Annotated in this window: 19 protein-coding genes; 6 read left to right on the forward strand and 13 right to left on the reverse strand. The window is 57.2% G+C overall.

What is annotated here, in order from left to right; all coding sequences use genetic code 11:
• Positions 1-49 precede the first annotated feature (49 nt).
• Positions 50-817 (forward strand): substrate-binding periplasmic protein, encoded by a 768-nt coding sequence (locus TM1040_RS00445; RefSeq protein WP_011536633.1) that lies wholly within the window; start codon positions 50-52, stop codon positions 815-817.
• A 57-nt stretch (positions 818-874) separates the two neighbouring features.
• Here TM1040_RS00445 and TM1040_RS00450 read toward each other — a convergent pair whose 3' ends face one another.
• The 12 genes from TM1040_RS00450 to TM1040_RS00505 all read right to left on the reverse strand — a co-directional run bounded on the left by TM1040_RS00450 (position 875) and on the right by TM1040_RS00505 (position 14,884).
• Positions 875-2,128 carry a glycosyltransferase family 4 protein gene (locus TM1040_RS00450; protein ID WP_011536634.1) on the reverse strand — a complete coding sequence of 418 codons (1,254 nt, stop codon included), beginning with the start codon at positions 2,126-2,128 and terminating at the stop codon, positions 875-877.
• Positions 2,129-2,138: 10 nt separating this feature from the next.
• Positions 2,139-3,011: a glucose-1-phosphate thymidylyltransferase RfbA gene (gene rfbA / locus TM1040_RS00455; protein WP_011536635.1), complete on the reverse strand. Its 873-nt coding sequence runs from the start codon at positions 3,009-3,011 to the stop codon at positions 2,139-2,141.
• On the reverse strand, positions 3,008-3,853 hold the full coding sequence (rfbD, locus tag TM1040_RS00460; RefSeq protein WP_044026421.1) for a dTDP-4-dehydrorhamnose reductase: 846 nt from the start codon (positions 3,851-3,853) through the stop codon (positions 3,008-3,010). Before rfbD ends, rfbA begins: the two co-directional genes overlap by 4 nt.
• A 65-nt stretch (positions 3,854-3,918) precedes the next feature.
• Complete coding sequence (gene rfbB / locus TM1040_RS00465; protein ID WP_011536637.1) at positions 3,919-4,971, reverse strand: dTDP-glucose 4,6-dehydratase; 1,053 nt, start codon at positions 4,969-4,971, stop codon at positions 3,919-3,921.
• 57 nt (positions 4,972-5,028) lie between these two features.
• Complete coding sequence (locus TM1040_RS19640) at positions 5,029-6,153, reverse strand: acyltransferase family protein (RefSeq protein ID WP_011536638.1); 1,125 nt, start codon at positions 6,151-6,153, stop codon at positions 5,029-5,031.
• A gap of 4 nt (positions 6,154-6,157) precedes the next feature.
• Positions 6,158-6,706, reverse strand: a complete 549-nt coding sequence (rfbC, locus tag TM1040_RS00475) for a dTDP-4-dehydrorhamnose 3,5-epimerase (protein ID WP_011536639.1) — start codon at positions 6,704-6,706, stop codon at positions 6,158-6,160.
• 302 nt (positions 6,707-7,008) lie between these two features.
• A complete protein-coding gene (locus TM1040_RS00480) occupies positions 7,009-7,896 on the reverse strand; it encodes a sugar kinase (RefSeq protein WP_011536640.1) in 888 nt (295 codons plus the stop codon).
• Positions 7,896-9,293 (reverse strand): glucuronate isomerase, encoded by a 1,398-nt coding sequence (uxaC, locus tag TM1040_RS00485; protein ID WP_011536641.1) that lies wholly within the window; start codon positions 9,291-9,293, stop codon positions 7,896-7,898. Before uxaC ends, TM1040_RS00480 begins: the two co-directional genes overlap by 1 nt.
• Positions 9,290-10,705, reverse strand: a complete 1,416-nt coding sequence (locus tag TM1040_RS00490; protein ID WP_011536642.1) for a mannitol dehydrogenase family protein — start codon at positions 10,703-10,705, stop codon at positions 9,290-9,292. The genes uxaC and TM1040_RS00490 overlap by 4 nt, the downstream gene beginning before the upstream one ends.
• Complete coding sequence (locus TM1040_RS00495) at positions 10,702-13,056, reverse strand: TIM-barrel domain-containing protein (RefSeq protein WP_011536643.1); 2,355 nt, start codon at positions 13,054-13,056, stop codon at positions 10,702-10,704. Before TM1040_RS00495 ends, TM1040_RS00490 begins: the two co-directional genes overlap by 4 nt.
• Positions 13,056-14,357: a TRAP transporter large permease gene (locus TM1040_RS00500; RefSeq protein WP_011536644.1), complete on the reverse strand. Its 1,302-nt coding sequence runs from the start codon at positions 14,355-14,357 to the stop codon at positions 13,056-13,058. The genes TM1040_RS00495 and TM1040_RS00500 overlap by 1 nt, the downstream gene beginning before the upstream one ends.
• An 11-nt stretch (positions 14,358-14,368) precedes the next feature.
• Positions 14,369-14,884 carry a TRAP transporter small permease gene (locus tag TM1040_RS00505; protein WP_011536645.1) on the reverse strand — a complete coding sequence of 172 codons (516 nt, stop codon included), beginning with the start codon at positions 14,882-14,884 and terminating at the stop codon, positions 14,369-14,371.
• A 259-nt stretch (positions 14,885-15,143) separates the two neighbouring features.
• On the opposite strand from TM1040_RS00505, the gene TM1040_RS00510 reads away from it, so the two are divergent.
• The 4 genes from TM1040_RS00510 (at position 15,144) to uxuA (ending at position 19,912) form a co-directional block, all read left to right on the forward strand.
• Entirely contained in the window at positions 15,144-16,118 is a 975-nt protein-coding gene (locus TM1040_RS00510) for a TRAP transporter substrate-binding protein (RefSeq protein ID WP_011536646.1), read from the forward strand.
• 18 nt (positions 16,119-16,136) lie between these two features.
• Positions 16,137-17,948, forward strand: coding sequence for a glycoside hydrolase family 2 protein (locus TM1040_RS00515; RefSeq protein ID WP_011536647.1), 1,812 nt, complete (start codon positions 16,137-16,139; stop codon positions 17,946-17,948).
• Positions 17,945-18,676: an FCD domain-containing protein gene (locus tag TM1040_RS00520; protein WP_011536648.1), complete on the forward strand. Its 732-nt coding sequence runs from the start codon at positions 17,945-17,947 to the stop codon at positions 18,674-18,676. Before TM1040_RS00515 ends, TM1040_RS00520 begins: the two co-directional genes overlap by 4 nt.
• Positions 18,677-18,742: 66 nt before the next feature.
• Positions 18,743-19,912 (forward strand): mannonate dehydratase, encoded by a 1,170-nt coding sequence (gene uxuA / locus TM1040_RS00525; protein ID WP_011536649.1) that lies wholly within the window; start codon positions 18,743-18,745, stop codon positions 19,910-19,912.
• Between the two features lie 862 nt (positions 19,913-20,774).
• On the opposite strand, the gene TM1040_RS00535 is transcribed toward uxuA, so the two are convergent.
• Positions 20,775-21,221, reverse strand: a complete 447-nt coding sequence (locus tag TM1040_RS00535; RefSeq protein ID WP_044026409.1) for a hypothetical protein — start codon at positions 21,219-21,221, stop codon at positions 20,775-20,777.
• 418 nt (positions 21,222-21,639) lie between these two features.
• Here TM1040_RS00535 and TM1040_RS20160 point away from each other — a divergent pair, with 418 nt between their 5' ends.
• Complete coding sequence (locus tag TM1040_RS20160; RefSeq protein ID WP_166485481.1) at positions 21,640-21,792, forward strand: hypothetical protein; 153 nt, start codon at positions 21,640-21,642, stop codon at positions 21,790-21,792.
• The last annotated feature ends 114 nt before the right edge of the window (positions 21,793-21,906 follow it).

Genomic DNA, 21,906 nt, shown 5'->3' on the forward strand with positions numbered 1-21,906 from the left:
ATCGCATAAGCAAACGGGGACCGCAGTCTTGCCATCGAAAGGAATGCGCATGCCCCTTCGTAGTTTTTTTGCCCTGATCACCTGTATCGGCACCCTGTGCTCTGCTCCCGTTTGGGCCGAGACCATCCGTCTGGTTCAAGATGAAGCCTACGCCCCCTATATGACCAAGGATGGCAAACAACCCACCGGCATCTGGGCCGAGGTGATCACCCAGGCCCTGAGCCGCATCGAGGGCGATTATGACGTGGTGCTGGAAGCTGTGCCGTGGTCGCGCGCTGTAAACCTGGTGGAGAGCGGGCAGGCCCATGGGCTTGTTGGCACCTATTACAAACCCGACAGCCGCCCCTGGATCGGCACCTATTCAACCGCCCCCTTCACCGAAAATGTCGCGGTCTACTGCCGGGATGGGGTTGCTGAGGCGGGCTGGTCCTATCCGCAGGATTTCAAAGGACTCACATTTGGCAATAACGCCGGCTTTGGCACGCCGGGGCAGGCGTTCTTTGATCTGGTCGCCAGTGGTCTCATCTCGCTTCAGGAAGCGCCGACCACCGATCTCAACCTGAAGAAACTCGCCGCGGGCCGCATTGATTGCTACGTGCAAGAGCAGCTGACCGCAGAAATCGCCATCACCGCGCTGGGGATCAGTGGCATCACCCAGGTGCTTGATACCTCGGTCGAAAACAGCATGATCGGCTTTCGCGCCAGCTGGCAGGGCGCCGAGGCGGAAGGCTTCATCGCCGAAATGGATCGCGCCCTTGCCGAGATGATGGCGGATGGAACGATCGACCAGATCATCGCCACCGCGGTTGCCGGTTAATGTACCGACCAACGGGCGTCTCATGGCCCCAATGGGGCCTTGAGCTGCGCCCGCGCCCTACCCTTCGGGGAGCGGGATCGGCCGCGCGGAGGGCACCAGCCGGTTGATCTGGCTGAGGTGCTCAGGCAGGCAGCGGGTCAGGAAATCATAGTCCTGCATCACCCGCGCCCGGGCGCGCGCGCCAAGGCTGGCAAAATCCTGCGGGCGCGCCAGCACCTCGGCCACTTGGGCCGCCAGCGCCTCGGGGTCAAAGAAATCCACCAAAAGCCCGGTGTCGCCATGGGTGATCACCTCGCGCACCGGCTCCACATCGGCGGCCACGATCGTCGCCTCCATCGCCATTGCCTCCAAGAGCGACCAGCTCAGAACAAAGGGCATGGTGAGGTAGATGTGGCAGCGTGACAGCTGAATGATCTGGCACAGATCCCCGTAGGGCACCCGGCCCAGGAAATGCACCCGGCTCCAGTCAACATACTGGCCGACCTCCGCTTCCATCTCGCCGCGCAGCCCCCCGGGGTGTTCGCTTTCACGCCCGTAAGAGGCCTCATTGCCACCAATCATCAGGATACGCGCATTGGGCCGCGCGGCCTGAATGGCCGGCAGGGCCCGCATCATGATATGAAAGCCACGCGCCCGCTCCATATTGCGTGCCACATAGGTCACGATCTCATCGCCGCGCGAAATGGGCTGCTCCAACCGGCCCAGCGAGAGCTGCGCCTCGGGATTGGCATGCAGTCGATCCGCGCGGATGCCATCGTGGCAGACATACATCTTGTCGTGAAAGGACGCCGGAAAGCGATCGCGCTGCCAGAGCGTCGGCACATGCCCCAGATCCACCACATCGCGATTGAGGCATGGCACCACATTGCGGGCGCGATTGAAGTAGGGCGCATGGGGTCCGGGAGGCTGTTCGGGATCAAAGCCCACCATGCCACCTTGCATGCTGTAGTAATATTCAAAGAACCCCAGGATCGGCACATCCGGCCACAGATCCTTAAAAAAACTGAGCTCTCCCCAGCCGGTATGACCAAGAATGATATCAGGGCGAAACCCGTGCTTGCGCTCAAACTTTTGCATCGTTTGCACGGCGCCAAAACCCGCCCCTGCCGCGGCTTCCCAGTCCTTGGACAGACCAAAAGCGTCCTTTGCGGGTACATGAAAGGGCGTATAGACCAGCGTATGTACACCCGGGATTTTTACACCCCCACGCTGGCTCAGAAACACCAGCTCATGCCCTCCCTGTGCCGCAAGCCAGCGCACCAGCTCGCGATACTGGCCAGGCATGTTTTGATGCACAAAAAGGATCTTCATCCGCCCCGCCTCAGCCCAACAGTCGTTTCAGATACTGACCATAGCTGTTCTTTTTGAAAAGCTCCGCCCGCTCTGCCAGCGCGTCGCGGCTGATCCAGTCCGCGTGATAGGCAATCTCCTCCAAGCAACCGGTCTGCAGACCCTGACGCTCGTGGAGGGTGCGCACAAAATTGCCCGCATCCAGAAGGCTGCCATGCGTACCCGTATCAAGCCAGGCATAGCCCCGTCCCATGGTTTCGACCGAGAGGCTGCCCTCATTGAGATACATCTGCAAAAGATCGGTGATCTCCAGCTCGCCCCGCGCCGAGGGCTGGACCTCGCGCGCGCGCGCAGGCGCAGAGCCGTCCAGAAAATAGAGCCCGGTCACCGCGTAGTTCGACGGCGGCACCTCGGGTTTTTCAATGATCTGATGGGCGCGCCCGTCGCCATCAAAGGCCACCACGCCATAGCGCTCGGGATCCGCCACATGATAGCCAAAGACGGTGCCACCTGCCTCCTTGGCATCCGCCGCCGCCAGAAGCTCCGGCAACCCATGGCCAAAAAAGACGTTGTCGCCCAGCACCAGCGCCGAGGGCGCCCCCGCGAGGAACTCTTCGGCCAAAATGAAGGCCTGCGCCAGACCATCGGGGCTGGGTTGCTCCACATAGGTGAGTCTGACGCCCCATTGACTGCCGTCGCCCAAGAGCCGCTGGAACTGATCGGCGTCTTGCGGCGTGGTGATGACGCAGATCTCGCGAATACCCGCCAGCATCAGTACCGAGATCGGATAGTAGATCATCGGCTTGTCATAAAGCGGCAGGAGCTGCTTGGAGACAGCCATGGTGATCGGATAAAGCCGGGTGCCGGAGCCTCCGGCCAGAATAATGCCTTTGCGCTGCGTCACTCTGCGAGCTCCTTCAAAATATCCTGCAACCCGCGGCGCCAATCGGGCTGCGGGATGCCAAAAACAGTCTCTAACGTGGTGCAATCCAGTCGGGAGTTCAGCGGCCGCACAGCGGGGGTGGGATAGTCCGTGGTGGGGATCTCCACAACCTCGCAGGCCAGATTGCTGATGGCAAAAATCTCTGCCGCAAAGCCCGCCCAGCTCACATAGGGTGCGCCCTGAAAATGGTAGATGCCGGACTTTTTAGGCTCTAACACAAGCTGACGCGCCATCTTGAGGCAGGCCTCTGCGATGTCGCGCGCAGGGGTGGGCGCGCCGATCTGGTCCGCCACCACCGACACCTGCGCCCGCGCGGCCCCAAGGCGCAGCATGGTTTTTACAAAATTATTGCCATGGGCAGAGACCACCCAGGAGGTGCGCAGAATCGCATAGGTGCCGCCTGCCGCAATCACCGCCTCTTCGCCGGCGCGCTTGCTGCGGCCATAGGCATTGGGCGGCGCCACCGGATCATCCGTCTGCCAGGGCGCCTCACCAGTGCCCGCAAAGACATAATCGGTCGAGATATGGACAAATGGAATGCCCATCTGCACGCAGGCCGCCGCCATCGCCCCGGGGGCCGCGCCATTGATGACGGTGGCCAGCTCTTCCTCGGTTTCGGCCTTGTCGACCGCCGTATAGGCAGCGGCATTGATCACGGCCTCGGGCGCAGTCTCGCGAATGAGCGCAGCACAGGCGCCAGGATCCGACAGATCCGCCTGCTCCCGCCCCACAGAGATCACCCCCTCATGACGCGCCAATTCCCGAGCCACCTGCCCGGTTGCCCCAAACACAAGGATGCTCATATCCGCCCCTTCTTCATCTTTTCCCAAATACCTCCGCCGGAGGCCGCTGCCCATCAGGGCCGCTCTTATGTCTGAACACCCAGACGCTCGCCCACGCCCTTGCGGGACTGCAGAGCACGCCACCAATCCTCATTGTCGAGATACCATTGCACCGTTTTCGCCAAACCTTCCTCGACAGTTACCGAGGGGCGCCAGCCCAGCTCGGTGCGAATACGAGAAGGATCAATCGCATAGCGTGCATCATGGCCGGGGCGATCCGTCACAAAGGTGATCTGCTCCTTATAGGATGTCCCATCCTCGCGCGGGCGCTTGTCATCAAGGATCGCACAAAGCGTTTCCACCAGCTCAAGGTTGGTGCGCTCATTTTCGCCGCCCACATTATAGCTGCGCCCGTTTTCGCCCTTCTGCAGCACCAGCAACAGCGCATCGGCGTGATCTTCCACATAGAGCCAGTCGCGAATGTTGGACCCATCGCCATAGATCGGCAGGGCCTTACCGGCGAGCGCATTCAAAATCACCACCGGGATGAGCTTTTCGGGGAAATGGAAGGGGCCGTAGTTGTTGGAGCAATTGGTCAGCACCACCGGCAGCCCATAGGTCTCATGCCAGGCGCGCACCAGATGGTCGCTCGAGGCTTTGGAGGCCGAATAGGGCGAGCGCGGATCATAGGCGGTCTCTTCCGTGAACATCACCGATTTGTCGGTCGGCAGGCTGCCATAGACCTCATCGGTCGAGATATGATGGAAGCGAAACCGCGCAGGTTTTCCCACCGCGATCCAGAACTTGCGCGCAGCTTCAAGCATGTTGAAGGTACCGGTCACATTTGTCTCGATAAAATCACCGGGCCCATCAATGGAACGATCCACATGGCTCTCGGCGGCCAGATGCATCACAGCATCCGGTGCATGTTCGGCAAAGATCCGGTCCAATGCGGCACGATCGCGAATGTCGGCCTCTTCAAAGACATAAGACGGGCTCTCGGCGACGCTGGCGACATTGTCCAGACAGGCCGCATAGGTCAGCGCATCCAAGTTGACCACCTCATGGCCTGCCGCAATCGCTTGGCGCACCACCGCAGAGCCGATAAAGCCCGCACCGCCCGTCACCAGTATCTTCATGGGTCTGCTCCTTGCCCAACCATTTGTGGTCCACAAACCCAAAGGGCTGCGGTGTCGTTAGTCTGACTGTCCCGCGCGCACGGCTCCCATCCGCCCCAGCGGCTTGTGGCGCAAGCGCAGGAAATATCTCTCATAATAGCGAAAGCTTACCTCCGCCAAAAGAAACGTACCGCCCCAGTATGCGAGAAGAAAGATCGCGCTGTCCTGCGCAAACCCAAGCGGTTCGCCCGCAAGGCGCACCATATGCAGAACCATCAGATGCAACAGGTAGATACCATAGCTGACCATGCCGATGCGCACCAAGGGACGCAGACGCAACATCCCGTGTAGCCAGCTGTCTTCACGCAGCACCAATGTCGCCAGCCAACCGGTCATCGCCAAATGGACCAAGAGATAGGGCCAGCCCGCCAGTACCTGCGGCAACAGCAAAAAAACCAGCGCCAACAAAACCCCAAGCCCCACAAAAGGCATCCCCGCACCACCTAAAAGACGCCACACAAGTGCAAACCCGCGCGGATCATGCAGCATTAACGCTAGCCCCGCCCCCAACAAGAGCGGCGCATAGGTGGCATCGGGCAAATGCACCCAGAGCGGGCCCAACTCAAACGGAACGACCCCAAAGGTCCTGAGTACACCGCTCACGGCCACCACATTCAGCACCACCCCCAAGAGCACCACCGCCCCCCAGAGCCGCGGCGGCAACCAGATCAGCACCAGTGGCCACAAGAGATAGAACTGCTCCTCGATTGACAGGGACCAGGTAGGATAGAGCGTCGGAATATGCTCGGTGAGGAAATTGGCAAAAAACAGGTAATAGGCTGGCCAGATCTTCAGGGCCTCCCAATGGCCGCTGACGATCACAAAATAGATCCCAGCCACGGTCACCACCAGATAATAGAGCGGCAGGATGCGCAGCGCGCGGCGCCAGTAAAACGCCCCAAGCGCAATCGCCCCCTCCCGGTCGCGCTCGCGCAACAAAAGCGTGGTGATCAAAAATCCCGAAATCACAAAGAACAGATCCACCCCCAGAAAACCACGCGACCACGCGCCCGCCTCCTGCGCTAGAGCGCTGTGATGGATCAGGACCCCCCCGATCGCCAGCGCCCGCAACCCATCCAGCGCCCCAAAGCGGGTCCGCTCCAGATAGGCGCGATGGGCTTGAGGCGCGGTCAAGGCAGGCATCGGATCAGAATACGAAGGGGCTTTGCAAATCCGCAAACTTGGGCGCGGCGGCATCTTTTTCCGACAGGATCGGCTGGCCATCAAAGCCCCAATCAATCCCGCAGCTGTCCCAGCGCACCCCCCCGTCGCACTCGGGCGCGTAGTAATCGGTGCATTTATAGATGATCTCGGTCATCGGCGCGCGGGTGATGAACCCGTGCAAAAAACCTTTGGGCACCAGGAGTTGGCGGCCATTTTCGGCCGAAAGCTCCACTCCGATCCATTCTCCATAAGTGGGCGAGCCGTTGCGGATATCGACCACCACGTCAAACAGCACCCCCTGCCCACAGCGCACAAGCTTGTCCTGGGCATGGGGCGGGGCCTGGAAATGAAGACCGCGAATAGTGCCGACATCGGCGGACATGGAGTGGTTGTCCTGCACAAACTCCAGATCGAGGCCATGTTCAGCCATGCGCTTGCGGTTCCAGCTCTCGGAAAAAAAACCGCGCGCATCACCAAACCGCGCCGGTGTCAGGATTTTCACACCAGAGAGTTTTGTATCTTCGACCTTCATGGCAACGTCCTTCGTCTCGTCTCAACAGGGCTACCGGCATCACACACGGCAGTCACCGCAACGCCCCTGTTCTTTGACCTTTTCTTCGGCAGGCAGCGTAAGATTTATTACACCATACGGCGGAAAATACAGTAAGAACAAACAGCCTCTCCAGTTTGTCACTGGCCCTGTCGCCGGCAAGAGACTGAAAACATACCACTCTCAAGTCGCGCATGTGAGTACTACGGTTCATGAGAATTGAATGGCGCGGCTGTGCGGTTTCCTTAAGTTCTGAGCGTTAGTTTGGCCAGAGCTTTGGGATGTTACGAAACGAGCAACGCTCCGGACACTTGCAAAACGCACGCCGCATGCTTGTGCGCAGCAATCAAGGCCTCTTTGGGTGCAGCGCCCTGCAAGCGAGCGGCGAGCCATGCCGCATTAAAAGAGTCACCCGCACCCGTCGCGTCAACAACGGGCACCGCCAGTCTGTCGGCGGCGATTTCTAAAGTGCCGTCAGAGCCGGAATAGATCGCAGGACGCGCTGCATCTTTCACCACGACCTCCCCTACACCGAGGCGTGTGTAACGCGCCACCGTCGCTTGAGGCGCGACATCCCCAAACAGCGCAGCATCGTCGTCAAAGCTGGGCAAGATCACATCAGATCGCACCGCCGCATACGTCAGAGCAGCACGACAGTCTTCTTGGCTACTCCACAGTGTTGGTCTGATGTTGGGATCAAAAGCAACCTGCGCACCAGATTCTGTAATTGCCGCCCAAAGTACTTCGCGCGCCTTGGGTGATAGAATGGCTAGTGTAATACCGGACAGGCAGACCAAATCGGCCTCTTGCAAGGCTCGTGCCAAGGCTGCTGGATCATCAGCGAGCTGCCGCGCAGCAGATGTTTCTCTCCAATAGCTAAAGGCACGATCGCCGTTTTCTTGCCGGATCAAGTATAAGCCCGTAGTCATACCAGCAATCTGGCGAATGTGGGCGATTCCAACTCCCTGCGACTGGATGAAATCCAACATCGCATTCGATGTGCTATCGTCACCCACGGCGCTCAGATAGTCGACGCAATGATCCGAACCCAGTAGGTATCTCAGGTGCCATGCCATGTTGAAGGTATCGCCTGCAAACCCCATGCGATAAAGCCCGCCGTCAACGGGAGCCATCTCAACCATGCATTCTCCGATAACGACAATCCGTGTCATTACTGCTCCAGAAACCAGGCCTTGGCGTTGTTGTAGCAGATGTCGCGCACCAGTCGGTCGAGCAGGTCGGCGTCATCTGGTAAGTGGCCAGTCTCGGCCCAGCGACCAATCATGCCACACAACAAGCGGCGGAAATACTCATGCCGAGGGAAAGACAGGAAGGAGCGGCTATCTGTCAACATCCCAAGGAATGTCGACAGAAGGCCAACCTGGGCCAGGGTACGCATCTGCGCTTCCATCCCATCCAGCGTGTCATTGAACCACCAAGCGGCGCCAGCCTGTATCTTTCCAGGAACCGAGCCATCCTGAAAGGTGCCAGCGGTTGCAGCAAGGATGGGATTTCGGGAGGGGTCAAGACCATAAAGCACCATACGCGGTAGTTTCCCGTCACGATCCAGCCGATCCAGCAGGATGTTCAGCGGACCGGCCATATCGGTGTCGCGCATGCTATCACCGCCTGCGTCGGGACCAACTCCTAGCAACAGTCGAGATGAACCATTGCGCACAACGTTCATGTGGCACTGCATCACCAAGCCGCGTACGGCATAAGCACGTCCAAGGGCGTCGAAGAGCGCAGCACGGTGACCCGCCACTTGCTCCGGTGTGATGGGTTTTCCCTGTCGGGCGGCTTTGAGCGCCGCGTCCAAATCGAAGGCACCAGGGATATTAGCGGCATCCAAGTGGCTGATCCCATGATCGGCTGCTCTGCACCCCTGCTCCACGAAATAATCCAGCCTGAGGGAAAGGGCCGCGACCAAATCATCAAAGGAATGGATGGGATGTGTAAGTGCCTCCAGGCTGTCCATGTAGGCCGCGAAACCTGGAGCCTCTATCTGCACGGATTTGTCGGGCCGGAAGGTTGGAACCACCCGGATGTCTGAGCCTGCCATTGCGGCATGGTGCTCTAGGGTATCAAGCGGGTCATCTGTTGTGCCGACCAACTCCACCTTCATTTTGCGTAAAAGGCTTTGCGCGGAATACCCTTTTTCTCCCAGCTGCGCATTGGCCGCGTCCCAAACATTGTCGGCGCTTATGGGCGATAGCACTGTGCCGTTCAGATCGAAGTAGCGCCACAGCTCAAGATGTGACCAATGATGAACCGGGTTGAGAACAGCACGAGGCATCGCCTCCGCAAAGGCGTCGAATTTCTCGCGCCAAGTCGCGTCACCTGTCACCCGAGCTTCATCGATACCAGCCCATCGCATGACGCGCCACTTATAGTGATCATGGGCGAGCCACATCTCGCCCAGATTTTCCCACGTACGATCACTGGCGATTTCAGCCGGCGGGAGGTGATTATGATAATCCACAATCGGCAGATATCTCGCGACCTCATGAAACAGTCGCCTTGCTGTCGCAGTGTCGAGCAAAAAATCCTGATGAAGAAAGCCCGTCATCTGCGTAGTTCCTTCGCGGTGGTTGTCACGGTCGCCTTTGCCCCGCCCTGCAATCGCTCAAAGGCCACGCTAATAGCGGCTTGGAACTCTGCTAGCGGACGCAGCGCGTCTGGAACCAAGGAGGGTAGCGACAGAACCGCCGCGACTGGGTCATTGCAAAGAGCGGCACGACGCAACTCATCCTGTCGAGGATCCGGAACAGGAGGAAGGCTACCCAACCCTTTGATCCAAGCAGCCACCGCCAAGGCTGAAACCGACCACTCGCGTTTGGCTTCGAGGTTAATAGCTATCGGAGCGAACAGGCGTTGCGGCATCTTCTGGCTGCTGTCGCTGGCGATCTGGTCTAGTCGATGCCGGAGCCGGGTGTTTTCAAACCGTTTTAATAACTCATCCGCATAGGCTGCGAGATCGATACCCTCGAGTGGACGCAGTGTTGCGGCCTGCTCAGCCAACATTAGGTGGCGGATTAAAGCACGCAGCTCCTTGTCAGCCATGCAGTCGGCCACTGTTTGATATCCCAGCAACTGACCCAGCCAAGCCAAAGTGGTATGCGCACCATTGAGCAGTCTTAGTTTCATTTCCTCAAACGGCTGTACGTCTGCAACCAACATAGCACCACCCTCTGCAAAGGGGGGGCGCTCATTGGCAAAGTCATCTTCAATCACCCACTGTCTGAAGGGTTCACACAAAACCGCATTGGGGTCATCTCGGCCAAGTGCGGATGCGACCGCTGTATGACTGTCATCGGTCATGGCAGGCACGATCCGGTCCACCATCGACGAGGGGAACCGAACATGGGTTCTAATCCATTCCGCAAGATTTAGATCCAATTCCTCAGCAAACCCCAGCACAGCGGCGCGAGTGAGCGCGCCGTTATCCGGCTGATTGTCACAAGACAAGATCGTGATTCCGCCAAGATCTGCCGCGCGCCGGCGCTCCAAGCCTGACACCAACACACCGATGGCAGTGGTCGGCAACCCGCCGTCCAACTCAGCCTGTATAGCGGCTTGCGTCAGGTCGAGCTGGCCATCCTTTGTACAGTACCCTTTTTCGGTAATGGTCAACAAGATCACAGACATATCTGGAGACGCGATTAACGCGGGGATAGCATCTACCCCGTCGCGGGCGGGGTGACAGGTGCCACACAAGAGGCCGATTTCTCGTAGTGTTATAGTGTCACCATCGGCTTCGGCGATGTGATATCGCCCCTGGACTGCGTCCAAGCTGTCCAACGCATCCACTCCGGAATTCAGTCGCGCAGCGACCACACCCCAATCGCCACCCTCGGCCACAAGCCCATGGTGAAGATAGACCATAGGGTGGGCACGGGCAAAAGCACCAAAGCCGATATGCAGAATACGCGGCTTGAGCAGGGTTTGTTCGTAAGAACAAGGGATAAGAGAATTGGTCATAAGTCGATCCTCGTTCCCGTCTTCAGAATGCGTCGTTCACCAGCCGGCAGGACCACCAGTGCCTCTGGTAAAACCGGCGCGCCATTACCCTCACGTTTCGAGATCAGGCTGATGTGGTCATTGGTGCTGTTCAAGACGAGATGAGACAGGCACCACTTACCCGTCTTTGTCACACCGTCATCCTCATAGAGGAGGCTGGTCGTTTCCTGTACGCCTTGCGCGGGGAACACAGCCAAAAGTCGCGCGATCTCCATCTCGGGTGCTGCGCGGTCTGCCCCTTGGCCCATCGGAACCACGGCGCCCCCGCGGATAAACAGCGGAATGGTATCAAGAGCGACAGGCACGGTGAGCCATTGTCCGCCTTCGTGCCAAAGACCAGTGTGGAAATCCCACCAGCCCCCGGAATGCCGCGGTAAATAGACCGAGATCGCATCAACACCCTTGTCCAAGACTGTCGCCACTAAGAGATCCCGCCCGAGAAGAAAGCTATCGCTCTCCTCCCAAGCTTGAGGGTCAGCACCAAAATCAAGGAACAAAGGTCGTAGCATCGGCTCACTGCGCTCGGCCGCCTGCCACAGGCAGGTGTAGAGATAAGGCAGAAGTTGGTACCGCAATTCTATCGCCGCGCGGATGTGGTCCGTCACCTCAGGATACATCCAAGGCTCGTTTACTGTCGCATCATCATTCCATGAGTGAATGGTAAAACGAGGATGGAACACACCATTTTGGACCCAGCGCACAAACAGCTCCGGTTCTGGCCGCGGCCCAGAGAAGCCACCGATGTCATGTCCAATGTTATAAAAGCCAGACATGCTCATGCCGAGGCCCATCCGCTGGTTCCAGCGCAGCGTCTTCCAATCTGTGCGATTGTCTCCGCTCCAAGTCTGGGCATAACGCTGCAATCCCGGGGCGCCTGATCGACTGATTAGGTAGGGCCGCTTCTCCGGTGCATGGGCCTCCTGCGCCTCCATTGATGCGCGCGTCATAAGTATGGGCATTACAGGACGCATTAGCGACATGTCGATTGCCTTACCGAAACCCGCGCATTGAGCGTGTCGGTCCCAGATTTCGTATTCGTTGTTATCGTTCCAGGTTGAGCCTATACCGCGCTGCAACAGCGCCTCGCCGATATTTTGCTTCCACCAATCCACAGTCGCTTGGTTAGTAAAGTCGAGATGCGAGCCTTCGTCGTCCCAAAAGACCGAGCGTTCTGGTCCGCAGTTCGTGTCCGCTTCTGCGCTCGCCTGCACGAACAACCCTGCGTTGGCGACTTCGGCGTAACGCGGATGGTCCTGCAGCAGGCAAGGTTTGATATTGGCAATGAGATGCACCCCCTTATCGGCAAATTTTGCCGCCATAGCCGCAGGGTCGGGCACCTTCTCATCATTCCAGTTGAACACATACCGCTTCGGCCCTATCGAGGTGTAGCCCGACGACATCTGAAAACTGTCACAAGGGATACGATACTCTGCAATCTTAGTTAGAAAACCTTCCAGCTGCGCCTGTGCGTCCGGTGCATCTGTGTAGGACATTGTTGACCCAGAGTACCCAAGGCTCCAACGCGGCGGAAAGGCGGTGCCGCCGGTCAATCGCTCTTGTTGTTTGACCAAGTCGAGCAACTCAGGCGCCCATGTCATATAAAAATCGAGATCGCCATCCTCGGCACGATAGGCGCGATAAGGGGCGTGGTAGTTGTCCAATTCATTGCCGAAATCGAACCAGCAACTAGCCAAGTTATCGTAAAAGATGGACCAACACCCGGCAGTTTGTGTCCGCGTCAGAGTGAAGGGCACGTGCTTGTAGAGTGGGTCAGTGCGCTCAGCATCGTAACCCATCGCATCTAAGTTGCGCATTTCGTAGCGCTGACCAACACGGTTAAGCGGGCCTGTCTTTTCGCCAAGTCCAAAAACCGGTTCTTGCGGGTGTCGGGATAGAAAATGCGCATGGGCATGATCCCGCAGGCCCAAGTGAATGCCTCCGGTTGGGCGATCCTCGGCGAAGGCTTTCCATGCTCCGTTCACCTTGGCCTCCCACACCATCTGTAGCGGTGCCAAAATACGAAGCCGCATTGTCTCAGTCGACAAAACGAGTTCAGTCTCGTTTTGCGAGAGCTGCGGGGGCGGGCAGGAAAAGCCAGAGATGTCTTCGCGCCGACGGCCCTCCCATGGGGCATCCCCGGCAGGCGCCACAGTCCATGTTCGCTCCAAGCGCCACTCTGCGTCTTTTTGCAGAGATACGCGAAACCTGTTTTCCTCCAGTACAGATATATGCAGTAGGTGGCGGCCTTCGACGCGCAAAATCACACCTGTGGTGGTTTCCGCTTCCAAAGCCCAGATTTTAAGACACTTCATTACTGATATCCCAATAGAAGGCGCGGCAGGAAGAGGCTGATGTCAGGCACATAAGTGACCAGCATCAGGAGACCGAACAACACCGCATAAAAGGGCAGAAGTGGGCGGATGACTTTGGCAATAGAAGTGCCCCCGACAGAGCAGCCCACAAACAGGGCTGAACCCACAGGCGGCGTACAGATACCAATGCAGAGGTTTAGCGTCATCACGATGCCAAAATGCACAGGGTCCATACCAAGGCCTTTGACAACTGGCATGAAAATTGGCGTGAAGATTAAGAGCGCAGGTGTCATATCCATAAAGGTCCCGACGACCAGCAGCGCCACGTTGATCGCCAGGAGGATAGCAATCGGGTTATCAGATAGACCCAACAAGAAATCTGAGATCGCAAAAGGGATGCCGCCAAAGGCCATGACACGGCTCATCGCGATGGACGCGCCGATCATCAATAGAACCACTGAAGTAGTGACCGCGCTTTCTATCAATATTGCGGGCAAATCCTTAATCGTGATTTCGCGGTACCAGACCAATGCCAAAACCAGCGTGTAGAGCACTGCTGCGGCCGAGGCCTCGGTTGCCGTGAAGACACCCGAGATGATGCCGCCCATCACGATCACGATCAGGCCCAGAGGCAAGGCTGCATCGCGCGCGGCCACCATGACCTCGCTGAGTGCGGGACGGGGCGCAACAGGATAGCCGCGCCGCTTAGCGATCACACCAGCCACGATCATCAATCCCAGCCCCATCAGGATGCCGGGCAAATATCCAGCTACGAACAACGCGGCTATAGATGTTCCGCCAGTGATCAAGGAGTAAACGATCAACGTTGCTGACGGCGGTATCAACAGGCCTGTCGGACAGGAGGCAATATTGACCGCAGCAGAAAAAGCAGGATCGTAACCCTCTTTCTTTTGCAAAGGAGCCATCACGCCGCCCACTGCCGCAGCAGAGGCCACAGCAGATCCGGAAATAGATCCGAACATCATGTTGGCAATCACGTTGCAATGGGCCAGCGCGCCAGGAAGCCGACCGCCCAGCACTTTGGCGAAGTTGATCAACCGCATGGCGATCCCACCGCGGTTCATGATGTTCCCCGCCAAGATAAAAAATGGAATGGCGAGAAGCGTAAAGCTGTCCAACCCTGACGCCATTTGCTGCGCAACGATAAACAGGGATTGGTCCACTCCCATAAACAACAAGAACGTCGCGGTGGTCGCAAGACCAATAGCAAACGCAATCGGCACACCCAGCGCCATCAGCACGACAAAACTGCCAAAGAGAAGAAAAATAGCTGTCGTCATGTCACGCCGCCTTAATCAAGAGGACCACCGAGCGGCGCCGTCTCGCCAAGCTCGGGCGAAGATGGACCGTCACGCCACAGCTCGAACGCAAAAATGACGCAGTAAAACACGATGATCGCGCCCGCGAAGGGGATCGCGCCATAGACCAACCCCATAGGAAATTGAAGCGCTGGCGTAACTTGACCGGAAGCCATAGTCTTGAGGACAAGCTGGCTACCACCCCGGATCATGACAGAGGTTGCAAAGCCAAAAATGGCAAATAGGACGAATATCTCGCTTATGATCCGAGCCCGCCCCGACAGTTTCTGGGTTAGAAGATCAATTGCTAAGTGTCGGCGCAAACCTAATGTGTAGGCCCCTCCAACCAAAGCCAACCACATAAAGAGAAACCGCGCCAATTCATCGGTTACCGTACTAGGCGTACCTAATACGTAACGACTGATGACCTGCCAGCTCACGCAGGCCACGAGCACCACAAAGATCGTCGTAATGACCAGTTTGAGGAGCATGTCGACCCACGCCCTCATGAATGACCCTTACCACAATGGCGGATTTGTTCACTCCGATTCATAGGCTCCTCCCTCTCTCCGGTCCTTCACTCTTGCCGAAGACCCTCGCTCAGGCCAACTAATTGGTCAACCAATTTGTGAAATAAATGTCATTTGGCGCAAATGTCACAACCAATACTCAAGTTTTGGTTGACTGATTGCTGACTTTAAGGAAGCTTTCTGCATTATTGGTTGACCAATATAACCGGTCAGACCGAAACACTTGGGAGGAGAGACCATGACCAAGACGTTTACCACCGCACTGTCTGCGCTGGCACTGACCGCGTCGGTTGGCGCGACAGGCGCAACCACCTTGAAACTTAACCACAATAACCCGCCAGATCATCCGGTCCACATCTCAATGCAGATTATGGCAGACCGTGTGGCAGAGCTGACCGACGGCGAAATCAAGATCCAAATCTTCCCCAATGCCCAGCTCGGCACTCAACGGGAATCGATGGAACTGGTCCAAAACTGCGCTTTGGAGATGGCACGCTCCAATGCGTCCGAACTCGAAGCATTCGAGGAAAGCTATTCGGCGCTCAATCTGCCTTACATCTTCTCGTCCGAAGAGCATTTCAACACGGTGATCACCGGCGACATCGGCCAGGATATCCTGAATTCTTCTGTCGATCAGGGTTTTCGCGGGGTCGCGTTCTATACCGAGGGTGCGCGTTCCTTTTATGCGCAAAAGCCGATCATGTCCCCGGCAGACTTGCAGGGCGTAAAAGTGCGTGTTCAGCCAAGCCCCTCTGCCATTCGCATGGTCGAACTTTTGGGCGGCAACCCGACACCGATTTCCTGGGGTGAGCTTTATAGCGCGCTGCAGCAGGGCGTTGTGGATGCGGCAGAAAACAACCCAACCGCACTGACCACCGCACGCCATGGCGAAGTAGTCAGCGATTTTTCCTTGGATGAGCACACTATGATCCCCTCGGTTGTTGTGATCTCCAACTGCGCATGGGACGGTATGACTGCCGAACAGCAAAAGGCCCTGCAAACTGCTGCACTCGACTCCATGGCCGCGCACCGCAAGGCGTGGAACGCAGCCTCCGACGCGGCGATTGAGGAAGCGAAAACCACGCTGAACGTCAATGTCCACATGGTCGACAAAGCGCCTTTCGCTGAGGCTGTCTTGCCAATGCATGAGGAAGTGGCGGCGAAATCCGAGCACCTTGCCGATCTGATCGATCGCATCAAAGCAGCCCAATAAGCGACAGGCACAGGCATCATGCTCGAACGTTCCGAACTCGCAGATAACGCGCTGCAAGCTTTGCATGACGAGGATTACGACCGTCCTTTCAATACGCAAAACCTCAACGCCGATACGCTGATATTCACCCGAGGCCGCCAAGGGCAGTCTTTGGATGGGGATTGGAACTTCTGCGTCGACCTTCTGGACACCGGACTGCGGCAAAAATGGTTCGCCATGACGCCAGAAACTCCAGCGGATCGAGTCGAACCTTGGGATTATGACCCCTACATGGGCGACACGGTGCCTGTGCCCTCCTGCTGGCAGATGCAAAAAGAGAAGTGGTACTTTTTTGAGGGCTCTGCCTGGTATACGCGTCCGTTGACGCACACCCCGACACCGGAGCGGCGGCAGGTGCTACGCATCGGTGCTGCGCAATATGATTGTAAAGTATTTTTAAATGGCGCGTTTCTCGGTAACCACTACGGGGGCTCAACACCATTCTGCGTGGAATTGACCGAGGCCCTGAAGCCGGGACAAAATTGGCTGATGCTCTGCGTCAACAACACCCGCACGCTGGACCGTGTTCCGATGCGGAACACCGATTGGTTCAACTATGGCGGCGTCTACCGAGAGGTAACGCTGTATGATCTCCCGTCCGTTGTGATCCGCGATCTGTTTGTTCGCCTTGAGGGGAATGCAATCCGCGTATCGGCTGAGGTCGATGGCGAGTGCGCGTCAGCTCAGCTTTTGATTCCCGAGTTGGGTATCGATGTGGAGTTGCCCTTGATCGCAGGAAAAGGTGATTTGACTCTTCCCGCCTCACCCGAATTGTGGTCGCCGGACAACCCTAAGCTCTATGACGTTTCTCTGACTGCAGGTGAGGATCAGGTACGCGACCGGGTCGGGTTTCGCAGCATCTCTCGCGAGGGAACCGAAATCCTGTTGAACGGAACACCCCTCTTCCTGAGAGGCATTTCCGTGCATGAAGACGATGCAACGCAAGGAAAGGTCACCAGCGAGACCGACATCCGCCGCCGGTTTGCTCACGCCAAAGAACTGGGATGTAACTTCCTGCGCCTTGCCCATTACCCACATCACGAAAGAGCATCCGAAATTGCTGATGAAATGGGTTTGATGCTCTGGGAGGAGGTTCCGGTCTATTGGGCGATCGACTTTGCCAACCCCGCAACTCGGCGGGATGCTGAGAACCAGTTGCGCGAACTCATTCGCCGCGATCGAAACCGCGCTAGCGTGATCATCTGGTCGGTGGGCAACGAAAATCCTGACACCGATGCACGGCTTGATTTCATGCGCGGACTCGCAGATCTGGCCAAGACCGAGGACCCAACCCGCCTGACATCTGCCGCCTGTCTGGTGAACCATACAAAGCTAAAGATTGAAGACCGGCTTGCCGAATATATCGATATCATTGGCTTGAACGAATATTATGGCTGGTACGAAGAGAACTTTGACGAACTAAATGAGATTGGACGCAATTCTGCGCCTGACCGCCCGGTGGTCATCTCTGAAACCGGCGCGGACGGCGACAGCACTGAACAGGGGCCAGAACGCGGACTGTTCAGTCTCGCCTATCAGGATGAGGTCTATGCCAAACAGATCGCTACACTTCGCACGCTGGACTATGTGAAAGGCATGTCGCCTTGGATCCTCTATGATTTTCGAGTGGAACGACGACAGGGAATCTTTCAGCGCGGCTGGAACCGCAAGGGACTGATCGCAGGTGATAAGGCGACCAAAAAACCTGCATTCCATCGGTTGGCCGCCTATTATGCCGAACGCGCGGCAGTTGAGCACCAACCACCATTCGCTCCCGAGGAGACAGCATGACCCAATACCGGCGCTATCAGGACGTGGCACAGGCCTTGCGGGGTGTGATCCGGGAAGAAGGGTTTGCCGTCGGCGATCGCCTGCCCCCGGAACGGCAGCTCTCAGAACGGCTTTCAGTGTCGCGATCGTTGGTACGTGAGGCATTGATCATGCTGGAAATTGATGGGCTGGTCGAGGTTCGCAAGGGCTCTGGCATCTATCTGGCCACACCCTCTGCAACAAAGGCCCCGCCGGAGCGTGACGATATCGGCCCATTTGAATTGCTACAGGCACGTCAGCTTCTAGAAAGCTCCATTGCCGCCTTTGCCGCCGAGATGGTCACGAAGAACGACATCACACGGATGCGCGAAGCGCTGGAAATGGAGCGCGCCGATATTGAGGCCGGCAGCACGGATCACTCCGGCGACGAGCTTTTTCACCGGCTGATTGCTGAGGCAACACAGAATTCGGTACTGGTGGACATGGTCGATGAGTTATGGCGCAAACGGGACCAGAGCCCGATGTGGGCCAAATTGCACGACCGTATCTTTGATGCGGGGTATCGCCAGAACTGGCTTGACGACCACCAACAGATTTTGACCGCTTTGCGCACCAAAGATCGTGACGGTGCGCGCGCTGCCATGTGGCAACACCTTGCCCATGTTCGAGAAACGTTGATGGAACTGTCTGATGTCGATGACCCAGCCTTTGATGGGTACCTCTTTCAATCTATTTCCGCGCCAACCTGAGGTCGGAGACAGCCAAAACGCCTTCGACAAGTCGGCGTTCCCTAATGATAAGAACACGAGGATCGCATGATCGAAACCTGGCGCTGGTTCGGCCCGAATGACCCCGTAACACTGACCGACATTCGTCAGGCCGGGGCTACTGGCGTTGTAACGGCACTGCACTCTCTCCCCAATGGTACCGTATGGCCAGTCGAGGAGATTGTCGCACGCCGTGACATGATCACCGCTGCCGGCCTCAACTGGGATGTAGTCGAAAGCGTGCCCGTTCACGAAGACATCAAACGCGCAGCACCAGGGTGGGAAGAAAAGGCGGACGCGTGGGCACAATCTATACGCAACCTCGCAGCCTGTGGCATTAAAACTGTGTGCTATAATTTCATGCCGCTGTTGGATTGGACCCGAACAGACCTGACGCACCCCCTTTCTGATGGTGCGCTGTGCCTACGGTACGACGCAGTGGATGCGGCAGTGTTTGATATTCATATCCTCACCCGGGTCGGCGCTGATGCAGAACATAGGCCGGAGATCGTACAACGCGCAACTGAGCGCTTTACCAAGATGACAGAAACGGAATGCGAGGCACTAACGCAGACCATCCTCGCCGGACTACCCGGGGCTGAAGAGAGCTTTGACATCAATAGCTTCCGATCACATCTTGCTCTTTACAACGATATTGATGCGACCAGACTGCGGGCTAACCTGGCCGCCTTCCTTCAACGTGTAGTGCCTGTGGCGGAAGAGGTGGGCGTCAGGTTGGGGATCCATCCAGACGACCCCCCCTTCCCCATTTTTGGCCTACCACGTGTAGTTTCTACCGCGGAGGATTTGGACCACATCATCCAGGTTTACGAAAGCCCCTCAAACGGCCTGACGTTTTGTACCGGATCGCTGGGCGTGCGTGCGGACAATAATCTACCGGCCATGCTGACGCGCTTCGGGAAGCATGTAAATTTTCTCCACCTGCGCGCCACACAGCGCGAGGAGGATGGTATCAGTTTTCACGAAGCCCCTCATCTGCTCGGCAACGTCGATATGGTCGCAGTATGTAAGGCCGCGCTGGCCGCAGAGGCCGTAGGGGATCGCGAGCTACCATTCCGGCCAGACCACGGCCATATGCTCGCCCATGATCAACGCGTCAGTAGTACTCCGGGCTATCCCTACATTGGGCGCTTGCGTGGCCTGGCAGAATTGAGGGGAGTACTCCACACGCTAGCTTGGCTACAAAAAGACGACTGATCAAGCCCAACATACGCTTAAGAAACCTACCAATCCGACACCGGGTTAAGGGCGGTTTGCCGAGGCCCCGTCCTCTAGTGTAAACCTCTCGCATGTGGCGGCGACGGAGTTGCGCAGGACCTCTAAGGCCTCGCCGTCACGTCCCGGAAGATAGTATGGCTATTGCTCCGGCTTGACTGTGTAACAGGCCTTCATCGCCTGCAAGAGCGACCTGCCGCTCAAGGCCGATTGAAAGAGTTGCTCGTTGTAGAACCAAACATATCGGTGCAGCGCGGCCTCCAGCTCTTCACCTGATCGGATGTGATGGCTTTAAAGCGCCTCCTCTATCCGCACGTTGAGCGTTCGACCATGCTGTTTGTCTGGAGCGATTTTGGCGGGGTCAGGCGGTGCTCGATGTCTAGGTCGGCACAGAGCTTATCCCATAGTGCATTCTTCTGATGGTCACAGATCAGCAGGCCACCACACTGGCACTGAACATCTAGTCCTTTCATGAATGTCGCGATTGGGCTAACTGCTGTCATCGACTTCGGTGCCAACCCACCCCAATATGCAAAATCGGTCGCCGCAGTGCCGCATGGCAGCTTCGAGCCCTTAGCTGGCGTCGCAGCCTGGCTTGGCGTTTCCAGGTGCATTTGGCTGCTTCCAGCCCAACCACGACATTCATGCAAAGCGCAGCGAAGGGGTCGCTGCGAGCGCGAAAGGCTTCTCGAAAGCGGACCTTCAAATCTGCTCAGTAGAGCCAGGCGATGCTACACCCTGAACTGATGTCAGCAAATGTCGCTAACTGCCCTTCATCGCGCCTGCAGCCGTCATATGCCTTCTATCGTCGGCCCAGCGGACGAAGTTGCTGTTTGGGTGATGTTTAGTTTTGAAAGTGCAATTCTCCCCAGATCAACGCGACATGGCCCGCGGTAACCTGTGTCACCAGTGCTGTGAATTGGCATTGCAACAAAAATTCACCCTTGGATAAGTCTTGCTCAACAATCTCAAATTCGTGGCAACGAGCCGGGTCGTATTGCATTGCAATTTCTTTCGCCTGCTCATGCGAATTGTACAAAGGCAAAAGTCGCTTCAACTCGTCAATGGCATCTTCAAGGCAAGACTTATGGTCAGTTATATCCATACAACCGCCGAGAGCGACTTCATAGCAGGAGATCGCACGTTTGAAATCTGGTTCACTTTGAGCGACGCAATCGCTGGTGCTGGCGCTTTCCAGCACTCCAGTCCATGTGACAGGCTCAGAGCTTTGCGCGAATGACGCGGACCCGATGACGCCCAACGAGACGGCTAAAATTGATCTGCGCAGCATACTGCTCCTTAATAATAGATAGAACGAAACGCTAGCAGCTCCCCCCTGATGTTCAATTGTTTGTAGGGCCAATCGAAACGGCAGCAATGGGCTCGAAGCCCACATGCGGCGTCGCGGGGGGAAGGTTGCAGCGAATCTGTACCACATTCAAGGTGCCAGATGACGCCAGCAGCCCAAACACGACATTCGTTCTGCAGCTGTATCTGATTGCCCTGCCCACTGGCAGGGCGGAGAGCAAAAGTTCGCCGCGCCAGTAAGGCAGGCCGGTGGGGACACAAGGAGCGGACGTCCGCGAAACTGCGAAATCCGAGAGTCTCTCAGCAACGGCGCAAGGCGGCTACACGCCCAGAATGGACCTATTTGCAATCTTTCGGGTCTTGAAGCTGTAAATGCCATCGACGGCATCAATGCCTTTTCGATGCGGGTTGGCGCGCTCGACGAGCACCAACTCGCGTTCATCTCGGAGATCCTCGAGGACGAGAACCGCAGACTGGACGCGACGGCCATGCTGACGGTCATGCCGAACTTCGGTTTGTCGGTGTCCTCGATCTTGGGTGAAGACACCCGCTGATTGGGGCTTGTGCCTGCGATCCGGTCGGCGGACTGCAGGTTCTTTGCGCGCTTTAGTTCTTGCTTTACCATCCGGGCCTTATCGGTCGGCATGACCGGGTTCAACTTGCCTGTT

The sequence above is a fragment of the Ruegeria sp. TM1040 genome, from assembly GCF_000014065.1.
Lineage (GTDB): Bacteria > Pseudomonadota > Alphaproteobacteria > Rhodobacterales > Rhodobacteraceae > Epibacterium.

Excerpts from the sequence above, each read along its gene's own strand:
- TM1040_RS00445 (WP_011536633.1), top strand. The coding sequence starts at position 50 with ATGCCCCTTCGTAGTTTTTTTGCCCTGATCACCTGTATCGGCACCCTG.
- TM1040_RS00450 (WP_011536634.1), bottom strand. The coding sequence starts at position 2,128 with ATGAAGATCCTTTTTGTGCATCAAAACATGCCTGGCCAGTATCGCGAG.
- rfbD (WP_044026421.1), bottom strand. The coding sequence starts at position 3,853 with ATGAGCATCCTTGTGTTTGGGGCAACCGGGCAGGTGGCTCGGGAATTG.
- rfbB (WP_011536637.1), bottom strand. The coding sequence starts at position 4,971 with ATGAAGATACTGGTGACGGGCGGTGCGGGCTTTATCGGCTCTGCGGTG.
- TM1040_RS19640 (WP_011536638.1), bottom strand. The coding sequence starts at position 6,153 with ATGCCTGCCTTGACCGCGCCTCAAGCCCATCGCGCCTATCTGGAGCGG.
- rfbC (WP_011536639.1), bottom strand. The coding sequence starts at position 6,706 with ATGAAGGTCGAAGATACAAAACTCTCTGGTGTGAAAATCCTGACACCG.
- TM1040_RS00480 (WP_011536640.1), bottom strand. The coding sequence starts at position 7,896 with ATGACACGGATTGTCGTTATCGGAGAATGCATGGTTGAGATGGCTCCC.
- uxaC (WP_011536641.1), bottom strand. The coding sequence starts at position 9,293 with ATGACGGGCTTTCTTCATCAGGATTTTTTGCTCGACACTGCGACAGCA.
- TM1040_RS00490 (WP_011536642.1), bottom strand. The coding sequence starts at position 10,705 with ATGACCAATTCTCTTATCCCTTGTTCTTACGAACAAACCCTGCTCAAG.
- TM1040_RS00495 (WP_011536643.1), bottom strand. The coding sequence starts at position 13,056 with ATGAAGTGTCTTAAAATCTGGGCTTTGGAAGCGGAAACCACCACAGGT.
- TM1040_RS00500 (WP_011536644.1), bottom strand. The coding sequence starts at position 14,357 with ATGACGACAGCTATTTTTCTTCTCTTTGGCAGTTTTGTCGTGCTGATG.
- TM1040_RS00505 (WP_011536645.1), bottom strand. The coding sequence starts at position 14,884 with ATGAGGGCGTGGGTCGACATGCTCCTCAAACTGGTCATTACGACGATC.
- TM1040_RS00510 (WP_011536646.1), top strand. The coding sequence starts at position 15,144 with ATGACCAAGACGTTTACCACCGCACTGTCTGCGCTGGCACTGACCGCG.
- TM1040_RS00515 (WP_011536647.1), top strand. The coding sequence starts at position 16,137 with ATGCTCGAACGTTCCGAACTCGCAGATAACGCGCTGCAAGCTTTGCAT.
- TM1040_RS00520 (WP_011536648.1), top strand. The coding sequence starts at position 17,945 with ATGACCCAATACCGGCGCTATCAGGACGTGGCACAGGCCTTGCGGGGT.
- uxuA (WP_011536649.1), top strand. The coding sequence starts at position 18,743 with ATGATCGAAACCTGGCGCTGGTTCGGCCCGAATGACCCCGTAACACTG.
- TM1040_RS00535 (WP_044026409.1), bottom strand. The coding sequence starts at position 21,221 with ATGCTGCGCAGATCAATTTTAGCCGTCTCGTTGGGCGTCATCGGGTCC.
- TM1040_RS20160 (WP_166485481.1), top strand. The coding sequence starts at position 21,640 with ATGCGGGTTGGCGCGCTCGACGAGCACCAACTCGCGTTCATCTCGGAG.